Here is a 16,376-nt window from a genome sequence, read left to right as displayed (position 1 = left end):
TGAGGGTCAAGCGGAAGATCGGCGATCGAACGCGCGTGGCGGGGCGCCGCACGCACGTTCGATCGGAGGGGGGGTATGGCGGTTATTGCGCCGAAGGAGCGGGGTCGGGCGCGGCGGCGCGTGCTTGCGTGCCGGTCGTGCCGTCGCCGGCGGCGTGGCCGCTTTTACCGGACGTGTCGCCGTTGTCGGCCGGCGGCGTGCCCATCGCCTGGTAAAGCCGCGCGGTATCCGCGAACCGTGCGCCGGTCGCGCGAATCTCGTCGAGCCGCGCATTGCGGTACTGCAACTCGCTCGCGCGCGCGGCCGACGGCGGCAGCGCGCCGAGCCGCACGCGGGCGGCCGCGTCGTCGTACGCGCCACGCGCGGACAGCGCGGCGCGCGACGTCGCATCGAGCGCCTGGGCGTCGTGCTCGAGCGCCGCGAGCGAATCGGCGACGTTCTGGAACGCGCCGAGCACCGCCTGCTTGTACTGGTCGACCGCGGCCTCGTAGGTTGCCTTCGCCGCGCGGCGCTGCGCGAGCAGCGCGCCGCCGTGGAAGATCGGCTGGCTCAGCGACGCGCCGACGTTCCAGATCGCGCCGGCGCCCGACAGCATCGCCGGCCAGCTGAAGCCACCTTTGCCCATCGCCGCCGACAGCGACAGTTGCGGAAACATTTGCGCGGTCGCGAGGCCCACTTCGGCGGCGGCGGCCTTCAGCCCCGCGTCGGCGGCCTGGATGTCCGGGCGGCTTTGCAGCAGGTCCGACGGCACGACGACGGGCACCTGCTCGGGCAGATGCAGATCGGCGAGCGCGAGATCGGCCGGCGGCCGGTCGGGCGTACGGCCGACCAGCACGGCGAGCGCGTGGCGCGCCGAGTCGCGCTGCTGGCGCAGCGCGGGCAGGCTTGCCGCGAACGTGTCGGCGCTTTGCCGGGCGTTCAGCGCGTCGCTGCGCGAGGCCGAACCGAGCGCGTGGCGGCGCTCGGCGTCGTGCGCCTGGTCGTTCGCGAGCGCGACGAGCCGCTCGGTCGTGTCGATCTGCGCATTGAGCACCGATACGGTGATCGACGCGGTCACGATGTTCGCGGCCAGCGCGCGCCGCGCGGATTCGAGCTGGAACGCGCTGACGTCGACGCGTTTCGCGAGCGCGCGGTTCGCGAAGCGCGACACGCCGAACAGGTCGACCGTGTAGCTCGCCTGCAGTTGCCCGACGAACGTGTCGTACAGCAGCGTCGGTGCGCCGAGCGCGGGAATCGGCACGCCGAGCGCGCGCTGGCGCGTGGCCTGGCCGACCGCGTCGATCGACGGCAGCATCGAGCTGCCGATCTGCCCGCGCAACTGCTCGCGCGCCGCATCCAGCGAATGCGACGCCGCGCTCAGCGTCGGGCTGTTGCGCAGCCCTTCATCGACGAGCGCGTTCAGCGCATCGGAACGGTACTGTTTCCACCAGTCCGGCACGGGCTGCGCGCCGACCTCGAACTGTTGCGCGACGCCTTGTGCGGACACCGTCTGCTGGACTTGCGGCGCGGCGCCGTAGTGCGCGGGCGACGGCATCGCGGGCGGCTCGCCGCTCGGCGCGAACCACGCGCAGCCCGCGAGCGGGCCGGCGACGCTCGCCGCGGCGAGCACCCGCACGACTTTCTTTTTCAGGGTCATCGATCGATCCATGGTCAGGCTCCCGACGGCGCGGCAGGCGTGCCGCCTGGCGGCGGGCCGTCCTGCGGGTCGCGTTCGTCGCGCTTCACGCGGAACCACGTCGCGTACAGCGCAGGCAGGTAGAACAGCGTCAGCACGGTCGCGCTCGTGATGCCGCCCATCAGCGCGGTCGCCATCGGCCCGAAGAAGTTCGAGCGCAGCAGCGGGATCAGCGCGAGCACCGCGGCCGCGGCCGTCAGCGTGATCGGGCGGAAGCGCCGCACGGTCGCGCCGATGATCGCGTCGACGCGGCCGTGGCCGGCCGCGATGTCCTGCTCGATCTGGTCGACCAGGATCACCGAGTTGCGCATGATGATCCCGAACATCGCGATCACGCCGAGCATCGCGACGAAGCCGAACGGCTGGCCGAACAGCAGCAGCGTCGCGACCACGCCGATCAGCCCGAGCGGCGCGGTCAGCACGACCATCAGCACGCGCGAGAAGCTCTGCAACTGGATCATCAGCAGCGTGAACACGGCGATCGCCATCAGCGGCATCTGCGCGTTGATCGACGCCTGCGCCTTCGCGCTTTCCTCGACCGAGCCGCCGATGTTGATCTGATAGCCGACCGGCAGTTGCGCGCGCAGCGGGTTCAGCTTCGCGTCGACCGCATGCGTGACGTCGATGCCCTGGGCGCCGGCGCGCACGTCCGACTGCACGGTGATGGTCGGCTGACGGTCGCGCTCCCACACGACGCCGTATTCGAGCGTCGGCGTGAAGCGGCCGAGCGAGCCGAGCGGCACGGGGCCGTTCGGCGTCGGCAGCGCGAGGCCCGCGAGCTTCGCCGGATCGACGCGGTCGGCGCGCGGCGCGCGCAGGTCGACGGCGATCAGCTTGTCGCGCTCGCGATACTGCGTGACGGTCGTGCCGGACAGCGTCATCGCGAGGAAGCTCGACACGTCCTGCGACGTGACGTTCAGCTCGCGCGCCTTCTTCTGGTCGAGCTCGAAGCGCACCGAGCGCTCGGCCGGCTCGTCCCAGTCGAACTGCACGTTGACCGTGCGCGCATCGCCGCGCATCGTCGCCGCGACCTTCTCGGCGATCGAGCGGACCGTCGCGATGCTGTCGCCGCTCACGCGGAACTGCACCGGATAGCCGACCGGCGGGCCGTTCTCGAGCCGCGACAGGCGCCAGCGCACGGCAGGAAATGTGTCGCGCAGCGTGGTTTCGAGCCAGGTCGCGAGCTTCTCGCGATCCTCGACCGATTTCGCGGTGATCACGAACTGCGCGAAGTTCGGCAGTTGCAACTGCTGGTCGAGCGGCAAATAGAAGCGCGGCGCGCCGCTGCCGACGAAGTTCACCGCATGGTCGATCTCGGGCCGCTTGTCGATCGCTTTCTCGAGGCGCTCCGTCTCGCGCAGCGTCGCCGCGAACGACGCGCCTTCGGGCAGCCGCAGGTCGACCAGCAGCTCGGGCCGGTCGGAGCTCGGGAAGAACTGCTGCGGCACGAGCGAGAAGCCCATCATCGCGACGACGAACAGCACGCCCGTGATCAGCAGCACGACGAAGCGCCGCTCGATGCACCAGTCGATCCAGCCGCGCAGCCGCCGGTAGAAGCGGGTGTCGTAGATGTCGTGCTCGTGATCATCGGGCAGGTGCGCCTCGTGCGCGTGCCGCTTGCGCTCGGGCAGCATGTGGAAGCCCAGCAGCGGGATCAGCACGACGGCCGCGAACCACGACGCGATCAGCGCGATCGCCGACACCTCGAAGATCGAGCGCGTGTATTCGCCGGTGCTCGATTTCGCGAGCGCGATCGGCAGGAAGCCCGACACCGTGACGAGCGTGCCGGTCAGCATCGGGAACGCGGTGCTCGTGTACGCGAACGCGGCGGCGCGCGCGCGGGTGTAGCCCTGTTCGAGCTTCACGGCCATCATCTCGACCGCGATGATCGCGTCGTCGACGAGCAGCCCGAGCGCGAGCACGAGCGTGCCGAGCGACACCTTGTGCAGCCCGATGTCGAACAGGTACATGAACAGCGCGGTGACCGCGAGCACGACCGGGATCGAGATCACGACGACCATCCCGGTGCGCAGCCCGAGCGACACGAGGCTCACGACCAGCACGATCGCGACCGCTTCGGCGACGGCTTCGAGGAAGTCGTCGACCGAATGCGAGACCGCGTGCGGCATGCTCGACACCTCGGTCAGCTTCAGTCCGGCCGGCAGTTGCGCCTGCAGCTCCTTCGATTCGGCGTCGAGCGCCTTGCCGAGCCGGATCACGTCGCCGCCCGGCTGCATCGTCACGCCGATGCCGAGCACGGCATGGCCGTTGGTGCCTGGACCGGCCGTACGCATCTGCGTGACTTGCGGATCGTCGTACCCGCGTTTCACGGTCGCGAGATCGCCGAGCCGGAACGTGCGGCCGTTGATGCGGATCAGCGTATTCGCGATCGCGTCGACGTTGTCGAACTGGCCGCTCGGCCGCACGAACACGCGATCGTCCGCGGTCGTCAGCACGCCGGTCGACGAGATGTCGTTCTGCGCGTTGATCGCCTGGCCGAGCTGCTGGGGCGAGATGCCGAGGCGCGTGAGCTGCGCGTTGTTGACCTCGATGAAGATCCGCTGGTCGGGGTCGCCGAAATAATCGACCTTGCCGACGCCCGGCACGCGCAGCAACACGGTGCGCAACTGGTCCGCGTAGTCGTGCAGTTGCGCGGGCGTGAAGCCGTCGCCCTCGAGCGTCCAGATGTTGGTGTAGACGTCGCCGAATTCGTCGTTGAAGAACGGGCCCTGCACGCCGGGCGGCAGCGTATAGCCGATGTCGCCCACTTTCTTGCGGATCTGGTACCAGGTTTCGGGCACGTCCTTCACGGGCGCCGAATCCTTCATCGTGAAGAAAATCAGCGATTCCCCGGGGCGCGAATAGCTGCGCAGGAAGTCGATGGCCGGCGTTTCCTGCAGCTTGCGGCCGATCCGGTCGGTCACCTGTTCCTGCACCTGCCGCGCGCTCGCGCCCGGCCAGAAGGTGCGGATCACCATCACGCGGAACGTGAACGGCGGGTCTTCGGATTGCGCGAGCCGCGTGTAAGCGAGGATGCCCGCGAGCGTCGCGAGCGCGATCAGGTAGACGACCAGCGCCTGGTGGCGCAGCGCCCATGCGGACAAGTTGAAGCGGCCTTCTTCGTGGGAGACGCTCACGATGCGAAGTCCTCCGGATGCAGCGGCGCGATCGCGCGCACCTTCTCGCCCGCGCTGACCGTATGCACGCCCTGCAGCACGACGCGCTCGCCCGGCTGCAGCCCGTGCGACACGGTGACCGTGCGCTCGTTGAAGCGCGCGACGTCGACGCGGCGCAGTTCGAGCGTGTCGTCCTTCGTGCGCACGACCCACACGGCCGGTTGCGCGCCGTCGTGGAACAGCGCGGTCGCGGGCAGCGTGATCGGCTGCGTATCGCCCGCGGCCGGCGCGCCGTCGAACGCGACGTCCGCGGTCATCCCGAGCCGGATCGCCGGATCGGGCGCGCCGAGCGTGAGCTTCACGCGGTAGGTGCGGCTTTGCGGATCGGCGGCCGGCGCGATTTCGCGCACCTTCGCGGCGAACTGGCGGCCCGGCAGCGACGGCAGCGTGACGGTGGCGGCATGACCGGGCGCGAGCGACGCGAGCGCGGCCTCGGGCACGTCGCTGACGACGTCGACGTCGCCCGACCACGCGAGCTGGTAGACCGGCTGGCCGGCCGACACGTTCTGGCCGGTGTCGGCCTGTTCGGCCGTGATGGTGCCCGCATGGTCGGCGACGAGCGTCGCGTAGCGGAGCTGGTTCTTCGCGAGCGCGAGCTGCTGCTGCGCCTGGTCGCGCTGCGCGAGCGCCGACGTGTAGCTGTTCTGCGTCTGCTCGAGCTGCGCGGTCGCGATCAGGTTTTCGCGGGCCTGCGCGCGATCGCGGTCGAGCTGCTGTTTCGCGAACGCGAGGCTGTGCGACGCGGCATCGAATTGCGCCTGCGCGCTCGCCACGTTCTTCTCGACGTCGGACGGATCGAGCAGCGCGACGACCTGGCCGACCTTCACCGTATCGCCGAGCCGCACCCGGCGCTCGATGATCTTGCCGGCGATGCGGAACGACAGCGGGGTCGCATAGCGCGGCTGGATGTCGCCGGGCAGCGTGCGTGCGGCCGCGACGGTGTCGGCCCGCGCGGGCAGCGCGACGACGGGGCGCGGGGCGGGCGGCGCGGATTCTTTCGGATGACAGGCGGCAAGGACGAGCGCGGCGCCGATCAGCAGCGCGGCGCGGGAACCGGAGCGATTCACGAAACCCCCAGGTGAGGTGGAGCGGAACGAGGCCGGCAAGCGCGGCGGGCGCTTGCCCCAAGTGGCGCCGGCAGCGGCGCACACGGACAGACGAACGACATCTTCGGAAACTGTGGCGGATTCTAATACACACCTGTATCTGAATGCAAAGATGAATCCGAAAGGGAAGAGATGCTAGACTGCGCGGCATGAAACCACAGCGCTTAACTCGCGAGCAGAGCAGGGACCAGACGCGCGAGCGTCTGCTGAAAGCCGCGCATCGCATTTTTCTGAAGAAAGGCTATGTGGCCGCGAGCGTCGAGGACATCGCAGCGGCGGCCGGCTATACGCGCGGCGCGTTCTACTCGAATTTCCGCAGCAAGTCCGACCTGCTGCTGGAACTGCTGGAGCGCAATCACGAGGAGGTGCGGGCCGACTTCGAGGCGATTTTCGAAGGGGGCGGCACGCGCGAGCAGATGGAATCGATGGCGCTCGCGTATTACCGGACGCTGTTTCGCGACGACGAATACTCGCTGCTGTGGGGCGAGGCGAAGCTGCAGGCGGCGCGCGACGCGAAGCTCCGCGTGCGCTTCAACCAGTTCCTGCACGGCAAGCGCGTGCAGATGGCCGAATTCATCGAGCGCTTCGCCGAGCGTTCGGGCACGCCGCTGCTGCTGCCGGCCGACACGCTCGCGTTCGGGCTGATGTGCCTGTGCGACGGCGTGCAGTCGTACTACACGGCCGATCCGCAGCACGTATCGGTCGACGTGGCCGAATCGGTGCTCGCGGGGTTCTTCGCGCGGGTCGTGCTGGGGCGCGCGCCGGACTGAACACGGCAGGCGGCGCGGGCGGTGCGCGTCAGCGCTCGCCGGTCATCCGCCGGTACGCGTCGAGCAGCGACGTCTTGTAGACGACGCCCGCGAGCGTCGGCTCGGCTTCGCTCTCGATCACCGGCAGCCGCTCGCCCTGGAACGCCATGAAGCGCTCGAGCGCGGTCGCGAGCGGCATGTCGGGCGTGAGCAGCGGAAACGGCGTATGCGCGTAGTGCGCGGCTGTCTTGTCGGTCGTGTCGCGCTTGTCGAGCAAATCGGACGTGATGTCCTTCAGCGCGACCGCGCCGCGAAAGCGCCCGGCGTCGTCGGTCACGTACAGATATTTCACCGGATATTCGAGAAACACGCGCGTCATGTCGGCGACGCTGGCGGTGAGCGGCACGACGGTCTGCGCGGGCTGGATCAGCTCGCGCATCTGCGTGGTGCGCAGCCGCTGCCGCTCCTGCGCGTCCTGGTAGTGGTGCTGCGTGATGTCGTACATCGACGTCGTGCCCGTCGCGCGCGCGACGAAATACGCGAACACGCACGACACCAGCAGCGGCAGCACGACCTGATAACTCAGCGTCATTTCGAAGATCATCAGGATCGCCATCAGCGGCGCCTGCGTGGCGCCCGCCATGAACGCGCCCATCCCGACGATCGCGTACGCGAAATACGCGGACGTATGGCCCGGCCACAGCGCGTCCATCGCGAGCCCGAACAGCGAGCCGAACACCGCGCCGACGAACAGCGTCGGCGTGAACACGCCGCCGATCGCGCCCGAGCCGGCCGTCGCGGCGGTCGCGATCACCTTGAACACGAGGACCGCGACGAGCGCCTGCCAGGTCCACGGCGAATGGAGGATGTGGTTCACGACGCTGTAGCCGTTGCCCCACACGTCCGGAATCCACACCGAGATCACGCCGACCACGAGGCCGCCGAGCGCGAGCCGCACGGGCAGCGGCACCGGCAGTCGCTTGAACTGCGTCTTCGACGCGTCGAGCAGATGCAGGAACTGCGGCGCGAGCACGCCGCACAGCGCGCCGAGCACGACGAACGGCAGCACCTCGGCGCCCGTCACGGCCGGAAACACCGGCATCTCGTACGGCGGCCGGTAGCCGGCGAATTCGCGCATCACGATGTTCGCGACGACCGACGCGACGACCATCGGCCCGAAGCTCTCCATCGCGATCGTGCCGAGCACGATCTCCGACACGAAGAACGCGCCGGCGATCGGCGCGTTGTACGCGGACGTAATGCCGGCCGCGGCCCCGCACGCGACCAGCAGACGCAGGCGCGGCGGGTCGAAGTGCGCGAAGCGGCCGACGAGCGACGCGGCGAGCGCCGCGAGCTGCACCATCGGGCCTTCGCGGCCGATCGAGCCGCCGCTGCCGATCGTCAGCAGCGACGACACGCTGCGCCACAGGCTCTGCCGCACCGGCACGACGCCGTTGCCGAGCGCGACCGATTCCATGTAGTCGGTCTTGGCGGCCGCCTTGTCGCCGCGCGTCGCGAGCAGCAGCACGCAGCCGGCGAGGAAGCCGCCCGCGGCCGGCATCCAGAATCGCACGTACCACGGCAGGCTCTTCGCCATCTGCACGAAGCTGCCGCTGTGCCCCGAGATCAGGCGCTGCATCAGGTCGATGCCTTCGCGGAACGCCATCGTGGCAAAGGCGCCGCCGACGCCGACGATGGCCGACCAGATCAGCATCGTATGGGCGTCCGACAGGCGGAGCAGCGTTCGCGCGCGAGTGCGCAGCTTCAGCAGGAACGAGAGCACGGCTGAAAGGGGGCGATGGAAAACGACGCGAAGCATAGCACTGCGCCGCGCCCGCGGGACTTCCCCGTCGGGCTTCCCGTAGGGCGCGGCGCGCGAGCCGTCGCGGACGTGCGGCTCAGCCAAGCCAGTGCTGCACGGCCCAGGTGATCGCGTAGCCGCCGGCGATCAGCCACACGTACAGGATCAGGCCGGTCATCAGCGCGCGCGGGCCGGCCGCGCGGATCTGCGCGACGCGCGTCTCGATGCCGAGTGCGGTCATGGCCATCGTCAGCGCGAAGGTGTCGAGCACGTTCAGCGTATGCGTGACGTCCGCGGGCAGCACGTTCAGCGAATTGACGATCACGAAGCCGAGGAAACCGAGCGCGAACCACGGCACCGCCACCTTGCGCTTGCCGTGCGTGCCGCCGGCCGCGTCGTGCGCCGAGCGCGCCGAACGGGCGAGCCACCAGCCGAGGGCCAGCAGCACGGGCACCAGCAGCATCACGCGCGTCATCTTCACGATCGTCGCGACGTGCACGACCTGCGGGCTGATGTCGCTCGCCGCGCCGACCACCTGCGCGACTTCGTGGATCGTGCCGCCGAAGAACAGACCGAGGCCGGCCGGATCGAGGTTCAGCAGCCCGGCGTGATAGGCGAGCGGATACAGGAACATCGACAGCGTGCCGAACAGCACGACGCTGCCCACGGCCATCGCGCTCTGGTGCGGTTTCGACTGCAGCGTCGATTCGAACGCGAGCACGGCGGCCGCGCCGCAGATCGCGCTGCCGGCGGCGGTCAGCAGCGCGGCGTCGCGGTCGAGCTTCATCAGCTTCATGCCGACCCAGGTGCCGATCGCGAGCGTGCTGACGACGACCAGCACCGATACCGCGAGGCCCGGCAGCCCGACCTGCGCGATTTCCTGCAGGCTCACGCGCAAGCCGAAGAACGCGACCGCGATGCGCAGCAGCTTGCGGGCGGAGAAATTGACGCCGGCCGCCCAGCTGGCCGGCATGCCGTCGCGCAGCGCGTTGCCGTACAACGCGCCGGCGACGATGCCGACGATCAGCGGCGACAGGCCGAGCCCCGCGATCGCGGGAAGCTCGGACAGGCTCGTGACGGCGGCGGCGAACAGCGCGACGAACAGCACGCCGTTCAACTGGCCGCGCATCGACGGCGCGGCGTGGCTGAGAGAGGGAGTCGGAGCAGTGGACATGGAAGCACCGTGATGGAGCGTGTGGCGATGGTGTAATCCTAATTTCGTTATATCGATATGAAAAATTGTGATTTGTGACGTAAACTATCCGGAAAGCCGATAATTCGTTCCCATGACCCCGGATCAACTGATAACGTTCGCCGCCGTCGCCGAGCATCTGAACATCAGCCGCGCCGCCGTGGCGCTGCATCTGTCGCAGCCGGCCGTATCGGGCCAGTTGCGGCTGCTGCAGGACGAGTTCGGCGAGCCGCTGTACCAGCGCGACGGCCGCGGCATCCGCCTGACGCCGGTCGGCGAACAGCTCGCGCAGTACGCGAACGCGCAGCGCGACACGTTCGCGCAGGCGCGTGCGTTTCGCGACGCGGTGCGCGGGCTGGAAGCCGGCACGCTGCGCATCGGCGCGAGCACGACGCCCGCGAGCTACCTGCTGCCGTACCTGATCGCGGCGTTCCAGCCGCGCGCGCCGCGCGTGGCGATCCAGACGATGAGCGGCAACACGGCCGACGTGGTCGCGGCGCTGCCGTCGCTCGACCTCGCGCTGATCGAAGGGCCGCCCGGCGAGGCGCTGCCGCCCGGTACGGCCGTGCACGCGTGGCACGAGGACGAGATCGTCGCGATCGTGCCGGCCGGCCATCCGCTCGCGGCGCCCGGCTACGACGCGGGCGTGACGCTCGACGCGCTCGCCGCGCATCCGCTCGTGCTGCGCGAGGCGGGCTCCGCCGTACGGCAGCTCGTCGAGCGCGCGTTCGCACATGGCGGCGCGCCGATGCGCGTCGCGTTCGAGATCGCCGGGGTCGAGGCCGTGAAGGAGGCCGTGCGCGCGGGGATGGGCGTCGGGTTCGTGTCCGCGATGTCGCTGCGTCACGACGATGCGGCGCTCGTGCTGCGCTCGCTGGCGCCCGCACCGCTCACGCGGCATTTCTCCATTCTCGTCCCGCATGGCGGCGCGCCGTCGCGGCTCGCCGCGCAATTCCTCGAAATGAGTCTCGCGCAGCGCCTCGCGTAGTCGACCGAAGTTGCGCCGGGAACATGCGTTGCACGCGGGCGCGGCGCGCATTCGTGCGATAACGGAGCGTTAGGGATTTCCTCTATGGCGTGCGTCCGAGGCGAAGCGCACCATCCGTCTCAAGCAAATGGAACCGGTTCCATTCCGGTGAAAAAGGGCAACATGGCAGACATCGTGATCGTGGCGAGCGCATTCGGGATGGACCGGGTGCGCCAGGAGGGCCACAGTGCATTCATCGCGACCGTGGCGGCATCCGGCGCGACCGGTTTCGAGGTACGGCGCGAACTGTTCGCGTCGGACGACGACACGGCGCCCGGTGCGCTGGCCGCGCTCGGCGCGCAGATCGCCGGCCACGGGCTGTGGTCGGTCTATTCGACGCCGGACTCGCTGTATACGGAAACGGGCGCGCTCGATGCCGACGCATTGCGCGACGGGCTCGCGCAAGCCGATGCGCTCGGCGCACGCTTCGTGAAATTCCAGCTCGGGGGCTTCGCCGGCGACGCGCACGCGGCCGAAATCGTCGCGCTGTCGCGCGGCGCGCAGGCCCGCGTGGTGGTCGAGAACGGCCAGCTCGAGGTCGGCGGCGCGTTCGCGCAGTTCCGTGGGCTGTTCGATGCGCTCGCCGATGCCGGCATGCGCGATGCGCTCGGCATGACGTTCGACATCGGCAACTGGCAGTGGCGCGGCGAAGCGCCGCTCGACTGCGCACAGGTGCTCGCGCCGCATGTGGAATACATTCATTGCAAGGCCACCGAAGGCGAGGGCGCGCGCCGGTTCGCCGTCGCGCCGGCGCCGAACGATCCGCTCGTGACCGGCGTGCTCGCGGCGCTGCCGCAGCATGCGCCGCGCGGCATCGAGTTTCCGTTCGACGCGGCCGACCTGGCCGGCGATGCGTGCCGGCGCGTCGCGTGGCTTGCAACCGCGTGACCGCGGAAGGATCCTGAGGAGTTCAGTCATGAAAGCAGCACTCGATGTCGTGACCTATGGCGAAGCGATGGCGATGTTCGTCGCGACGGAGCCCGGCCACCTCGCGCACGCCGGACAATTCGCGAAGCGGATCGCCGGCGCCGATCTCAATGTCGCGATCGGGCTGTCGCGGCTCGGCTTCCGGGTCGGCTGGATGAGCCGGGTCGGTAGCGATTCGTTCGGCCGCTACGTGCTCGACACGCTGGCGCGCGAGGGCATCGACGCGTCGTGCGTGACCGTCGACCCGCGCTACCCGACCGGTTTCCAGCTGAAGTCGCGCAACGACGACGGCAGCGACCCGACCGTCGAATATTTCCGCAAGGGTTCGGCGGCGAGCCACCTGTCGTGCGACGACTACGTGGCCGACTACGTGCTCGGCGCGCGCCACCTGCATCTGACGGGCGTCGCGCCGGCGATCTCGGCGACGTCGTGCGAACTCGCGTTCCGGCTCGCGCGCGAAATGCGGGCGGCCGGCAAGACGATCTCGTTCGACCCGAACCTGCGCCCGACGCTGTGGCCGTCCGCCGACGTGATGGCGAAGACGCTGAATGCGCTCGCGACGCTCGCCGACTGGGTGCTGCCGGGCCTCGCCGAAGGGCGGCAGCTCACCGGGCACGACACGCCGGCCGACATCGCGGGCTTCTATCTCGCGCAGGGCGCGCGCGGCGTCGTGATCAAGCTCGGCGAACAAGGCGCGTATTTCCGCACGGCCGACGGCCGCGAAGGCACGGTCGCCGGCGAGCGCGTCGAGAAGGTCGTCGATACGGTCGGCGCCGGCGACGGCTTCGCGGTCGGCGTGGTCAGCGCGCTGCTCGAAGGGCGCAGCGTCGAGCAGGCGGTCGCGCGCGGCAACCGGATCGGTGCGCTCGCGATCCAGGTGATCGGCGATTCGGAAGGATTGCCGACGCGCGATGCGCTCGACCGGCTCGAAAAGGTCAGCAATCGCGCCGATCGCTTAGAGGAAACCGTCACCGCGCAATGAGAGGCCGGACACGGCACAATCCGCGGATCCATTTCGTGCTTCATGCACGGTTTTGCATGAGACCGGACGACGCAACGATGCGCCGATGCCGGTCTACTCAGGAGACACTCTGATGGCAGCCAATCTCGCAGCTCGACGCTGGTGGACGATCATGCCGATCGTCTTCATCACGTACAGCCTCGCCTACCTCGATCGCGCGAACTACGGGTTCGCGGCCGCAGCCGGCATCAACCAGGATCTCGGCATCAGCAAGGGCCTGTCGTCGCTGATCGGCGCGCTGTTCTTCCTCGGCTATTTCTTCTTCCAGATCCCCGGCGCGATCTACGCGGAACGCCGCAGCGTGAAGAAGCTCGTGTTCGTCAGCCTCGTGCTGTGGGGCGGCTGCGCGGCGCTGACCGGCGTGGTCAGCAACATTCCGTCGCTGATGGCGATCCGCTTCGTGCTCGGCATCGTCGAGGCGGCCGTGATGCCGGCGATGCTGATCTACATCAGCAACTGGTTCACGAAGAACGAACGCTCGCGCGCGAACACGTTCCTGATCCTCGGCAACCCGGTCACCGTGCTGTGGATGTCGATCGTGTCCGGTTATCTCGTGCATGAATTCGGCTGGCGCCACATGTTCATCGCCGAAGGCGTGCCGGCCATCATCTGGGCCGCGTGCTGGTGGGTGCTCGTGCAGGACAAGCCGGCCGATTCGCCGTGGCTCAGCGCCCAGGAAAAGCGCGATCTCGACGCCGCGCTCGCGGCCGAGCAGGCGGCGATCAAGCCGGTGCGCAACTATGGCGAGGCGTTCCGCTCGCCGGCCGTGATCAAGCTGTGCGCGCAGTATTTCTGCTGGAGCATCGGCGTGTACGGCTTCGTGCTGTGGCTGCCGTCGATCGTGAAGAACGGCTCCGACCTCGGGATGGTCGCGACCGGCTGGCTGTCCGCGCTGCCGTACCTCGCGGCGACGATCGCAATGCTCGCCGCGTCGTGGGCGTCCGACAAGGTCGGTTCGCGTCGTGGTTTCGTGTGGCCGTTCCTGCTGGTCGGCGCGGCCGCGTTCGCCGCGTCGTACGCGCTCGGCTCGTCGCATTTCTGGATCTCGTATGCGCTGCTGGTCGTCGCGGGCGCCGCGATGTATGCGCCGTACGGCCCGTTCTTCGCGATCGTGCCGGAACTGCTGCCGAGGAACGTCGCCGGCGGCGCGATGGCGCTGATCAACAGCATGGGCGCGCTCGGCTCGTTCGTCGGCTCGTATTTCGTCGGCTACCTGAACGGCGCGACCGGGTCGCCCGTCGCGTCGTACGCATTCATGAGCGCCGCGCTCGTCGCCGCGGTGATCCTCACGCTGTCCGTCAAACCCCAGGCGCGCGATGCGCATCCGCTCGCCGCGCCGCTGCAAGGAAAATGAAACGATGAAGCCCCGTATCGTCGCGTACAAGCCGCTGCCCGATGACGTTCTCGCGTACCTGCGCGAGCATGCGGACGTCGTGCAGGCCGACGGCGCCGACGCACTCGCCGCCGCGCTGGGCGACGCAGACGGCGCGATCGGCGCGAGCCTGAAGGTCACGCCGCAGATGCTCGATCGTGCGCCGCGGCTGAAGGCGTGGTCGACGATCTCGGTCGGCTACGACAACTTCGACGTCGCCGATCTCACGCGGCGCGGCATCGTGCTCGCGCATACGCCGGACGTGCTGACCGAGTCGACGGCCGATACGGTGTTTTCGCTGATCCTGGCCTCCGCTCGCCGCGTGGTCGAGCTGGCCGAGTGGGTGAAGGCCGGCCACTGGCATCGCAGCATCGGCCCGGACCTGTACGGCACCGACGTGCAGGGCAAGACGCTCGGCATCGTCGGGCTCGGGCGGATCGGCGGCGCGGTCGCGCGCCGCGCGGCGCTCGGCTTCCGGATGCAGGTGCTGTACGCGAACCGGTCCGCGCATGCGGAGGCCGAGACGCAGTACGGCGCGCGGCGCGTGACGCTCGACGAATTGCTCGCGCAGTCGGATTTCGTGTGCCTGCAGGTGCCGCTGTCGCCCGACACGCGCCACCTGATCGGCGCGCCCGAATTCGCGAAGATGAAGCGCGGCGCGATCCTGATCAACGCGTCGCGCGGGCCGGTCGTCGACGAAGCCGCGCTGGTCGACGCGCTGCGCGCGGGGACGATCCGCGGCGCGGGGCTCGACGTATTCGAGAAGGAGCCGCTGCCGGCGGATTCGCCGCTGCTGCAGATGAAGAACGTCGTCGCGCTGCCGCATATCGGCTCGGCGACGCACGAGACGCGCGATGCGATGGCGCGTTGCGCCGCGGAGAACCTGGTCGGCGCGCTGGCCGGCACGCTGCGCACGAATCTCGTCAATCCGGATGCGCTGGCGCATGCCTGAGCCGCCTGCGATAACCGCCCGGCGCCATTAGAGTCGATGATCTTGGTGCGAGAGGGCTGGCTGCGTTATGATCGCCCGCGCTCGTCGTATCGACGGCCGGCCACGCGGCCGGCGGTGTCGCGCGACGGGCATCCGCGCCAGGTCCGGTGCGGCCGACTGCCGTAGCACGCTGCTGGCGGGCGCGGCTCGACAGCGCACCGGGCCAGCGCAGGCGCCCACGCGCCACGACAGGGGAGGCCGCCGGTTGGCTTACGTTTCCAACAACAATGGTCCGTCTGCTCACGAAGCGGCGCGGATCGTACGTCGCGAGGCACGACAGTGACCGATTCGCAACCTTCCACGACGCGTCCGGCGACGATCAGCGACGTCGCGCGCGAGGCCGGCACGGGCAAGACCAGCGTTTCGCGCTATCTGAACGGCGAGACGCATGTGCTGTCCGTCGATCTGCGCCAGCGGATCGAGGCGGCCATCGCGCGGCTCAACTACCGGCCGAACCAGATGGCGCGAGGGCTCAAGCGCGGCCGTAACCGGCTGCTCGGCATGCTCGCCGCCGACCTGACCAATCCTTATACCGTCGAAGTGCTGCAGGGCGTCGAGGCCGCGTGCCATGCGCTCGGCTACATGCCGCTCATCTGTCACGCGGCGAACGAAGTCGAGATGGAGCGCCGCTTCCTGCAACTGCTCACGACTTACCGCGTCGAAGGGCTGATCGTCAACGCGCTCGGCGCCGACGAAGACGTGCTGCGCCCGCTGCGCGGCGCAGGCATTCCGGCCGTGCTCGTCGACCGCACGGTCGAGGGCTTCGAGGCCGACCTGATCGGCCTCGACAATACCGACGCGATCGAGACGGCGCTCGCGCACCTGGTCGAACACGGCTTCGACGCGATCCATTTCGTCGTGCAGCCGTTCGAGCGGGTCAGCTCGCGGCGCGTGCGCGAGACCGCGTTCCGCGCGGCGCTGGCGGCGCGCGGGTTGCCGGTGCCGCCGACGATCGTGCTCGACCTGAACGAACCCGACGTGGCCGCGGCGGCGCTCGCCGACGTCGATGCCCGCCTCGACGATGCGGCCCGGCGCGGCGTGCGCGCCGCACTGTTCGCCGCGAATGCACCGGTCGCGCTGGCGATCGCGCGCCATCTGCGCGCGCGTTTCGGCGCCGCGTGGCAGCAGCAGGCGGCGCTGCTGTCGATCGACGATCCGGAATGGGCCGAGCTGATCGGCATCACGACGATCCGTCAGCCGACCTACGAAATCGGCTACAAGGCCGTCGAATTCGTGCACGAGCGGATCGACGGCGCGGCGGGCGACGTGCGCGTCGCGATGCTGCCCGGCGAGCTGATCGCGCGCGCGTCGACCGCAAGCTGAGTATCATTCGGGGCAC

The 16,376-nt window shown here is 69.4% G+C and carries 12 protein-coding genes; 7 read left to right on the top strand and 5 right to left on the bottom strand.

Translation table 11 applies throughout. From position 1 onward, the window contains the following. Positions 1 to 82: 82 nt before the first annotated feature. From JYG37_RS10860 to JYG37_RS10850, 3 genes are read right to left on the bottom strand one after another with little or no spacing between them, the layout of a single operon-like run. Positions 83 to 1,648 carry an efflux transporter outer membrane subunit gene (locus tag JYG37_RS10860; RefSeq protein WP_124630360.1) on the bottom strand — a complete coding sequence of 522 codons (1,566 nt, stop codon included), beginning with the start codon at positions 1,646 to 1,648 and terminating at the stop codon, positions 83 to 85. A 2-nt stretch (positions 1,649 to 1,650) separates the two neighbouring features. Then, on the bottom strand, positions 1,651 to 4,812 hold the full coding sequence (locus JYG37_RS10855) for an efflux RND transporter permease subunit (protein ID WP_213345392.1): 3,162 nt from the start codon (positions 4,810 to 4,812) through the stop codon (positions 1,651 to 1,653). Then, positions 4,809 to 5,918, bottom strand: a complete 1,110-nt coding sequence (locus tag JYG37_RS10850; RefSeq protein WP_124556887.1) for an efflux RND transporter periplasmic adaptor subunit — start codon at positions 5,916 to 5,918, stop codon at positions 4,809 to 4,811. The genes JYG37_RS10855 and JYG37_RS10850 overlap by 4 nt, the downstream gene beginning before the upstream one ends. A gap of 188 nt (positions 5,919 to 6,106) precedes the next feature. On the opposite strand from JYG37_RS10850, the gene JYG37_RS10845 reads away from it, so the two are divergent. Further along, positions 6,107 to 6,727 (top strand): TetR/AcrR family transcriptional regulator, encoded by a 621-nt coding sequence (locus tag JYG37_RS10845; protein ID WP_213345391.1) that lies wholly within the window; start codon positions 6,107 to 6,109, stop codon positions 6,725 to 6,727. 28 nt (positions 6,728 to 6,755) lie between these two features. On the opposite strand, the gene JYG37_RS10840 is transcribed toward JYG37_RS10845, so the two are convergent. Both JYG37_RS10840 and JYG37_RS10835 read right to left on the bottom strand, forming a co-directional pair. Then, positions 6,756 to 8,489 carry a ClcB-like voltage-gated chloride channel protein gene (locus JYG37_RS10840; RefSeq protein WP_200891631.1) on the bottom strand — a complete coding sequence of 578 codons (1,734 nt, stop codon included), beginning with the start codon at positions 8,487 to 8,489 and terminating at the stop codon, positions 6,756 to 6,758. Between the two features lie 115 nt (positions 8,490 to 8,604). Next, positions 8,605 to 9,681 (bottom strand): YeiH family protein, encoded by a 1,077-nt coding sequence (locus JYG37_RS10835; RefSeq protein WP_050015479.1) that lies wholly within the window; start codon positions 9,679 to 9,681, stop codon positions 8,605 to 8,607. Positions 9,682 to 9,793: 112 nt separating this feature from the next. Between JYG37_RS10835 and JYG37_RS10830 the strand changes: the two genes are divergently transcribed. From JYG37_RS10830 to JYG37_RS10805, 6 genes are all read left to right on the top strand, one after another. Next, entirely contained in the window at positions 9,794 to 10,687 is an 894-nt protein-coding gene (locus tag JYG37_RS10830) for a LysR family transcriptional regulator (RefSeq protein ID WP_050015477.1), read from the top strand. A gap of 162 nt (positions 10,688 to 10,849) precedes the next feature. Further along, on the top strand, positions 10,850 to 11,614 hold the full coding sequence (locus JYG37_RS10825) for an IolE/MocC family protein (protein ID WP_050015475.1): 765 nt from the start codon (positions 10,850 to 10,852) through the stop codon (positions 11,612 to 11,614). Positions 11,615 to 11,642: 28 nt separating this feature from the next. Beyond that, positions 11,643 to 12,635: a sugar kinase gene (locus JYG37_RS10820; RefSeq protein ID WP_089488460.1), complete on the top strand. Its 993-nt coding sequence runs from the start codon at positions 11,643 to 11,645 to the stop codon at positions 12,633 to 12,635. A 112-nt stretch (positions 12,636 to 12,747) separates the two neighbouring features. After that, on the top strand, positions 12,748 to 14,028 hold the full coding sequence (locus JYG37_RS10815) for an MFS transporter (protein WP_213345390.1): 1,281 nt from the start codon (positions 12,748 to 12,750) through the stop codon (positions 14,026 to 14,028). A 4-nt stretch (positions 14,029 to 14,032) separates the two neighbouring features. Next, positions 14,033 to 14,998 carry a 2-hydroxyacid dehydrogenase gene (locus JYG37_RS10810; RefSeq protein WP_089488654.1) on the top strand — a complete coding sequence of 322 codons (966 nt, stop codon included), beginning with the start codon at positions 14,033 to 14,035 and terminating at the stop codon, positions 14,996 to 14,998. Between the two features lie 318 nt (positions 14,999 to 15,316). Next, positions 15,317 to 16,360: a LacI family DNA-binding transcriptional regulator gene (locus tag JYG37_RS10805; protein WP_213345389.1), complete on the top strand. Its 1,044-nt coding sequence runs from the start codon at positions 15,317 to 15,319 to the stop codon at positions 16,358 to 16,360. Positions 16,361 to 16,376 lie beyond the last annotated feature (16 nt).

The organism is Burkholderia sp. LAS2 (genome assembly GCF_018417615.1).
In the GTDB taxonomy this organism is placed as follows: domain Bacteria; phylum Pseudomonadota; class Gammaproteobacteria; order Burkholderiales; family Burkholderiaceae; genus Burkholderia; species Burkholderia sola.
The sequence above is the reverse complement of the archived record's forward strand: the minus strand, read 5'-3'. Positions and strand labels throughout refer to the sequence as shown.

Bases quoted from the DNA above. Each gene is read 5' to 3' on its own strand.
- JYG37_RS10860 (WP_124630360.1), bottom strand. From the start codon at position 1,648: ATGGATCGATCGATGACCCTGAAAAAGAAAGTCGTGCGGGTGCTCGCC.
- JYG37_RS10845 (WP_213345391.1), top strand. From the start codon at position 6,107: ATGAAACCACAGCGCTTAACTCGCGAGCAGAGCAGGGACCAGACGCGC.
- JYG37_RS10835 (WP_050015479.1), bottom strand. From the start codon at position 9,681: ATGTCCACTGCTCCGACTCCCTCTCTCAGCCACGCCGCGCCGTCGATG.
- JYG37_RS10830 (WP_050015477.1), top strand. From the start codon at position 9,794: ATGACCCCGGATCAACTGATAACGTTCGCCGCCGTCGCCGAGCATCTG.
- JYG37_RS10825 (WP_050015475.1), top strand. From the start codon at position 10,850: ATGGCAGACATCGTGATCGTGGCGAGCGCATTCGGGATGGACCGGGTG.
- JYG37_RS10820 (WP_089488460.1), top strand. From the start codon at position 11,643: ATGAAAGCAGCACTCGATGTCGTGACCTATGGCGAAGCGATGGCGATG.
- JYG37_RS10815 (WP_213345390.1), top strand. From the start codon at position 12,748: ATGGCAGCCAATCTCGCAGCTCGACGCTGGTGGACGATCATGCCGATC.
- JYG37_RS10810 (WP_089488654.1), top strand. From the start codon at position 14,033: ATGAAGCCCCGTATCGTCGCGTACAAGCCGCTGCCCGATGACGTTCTC.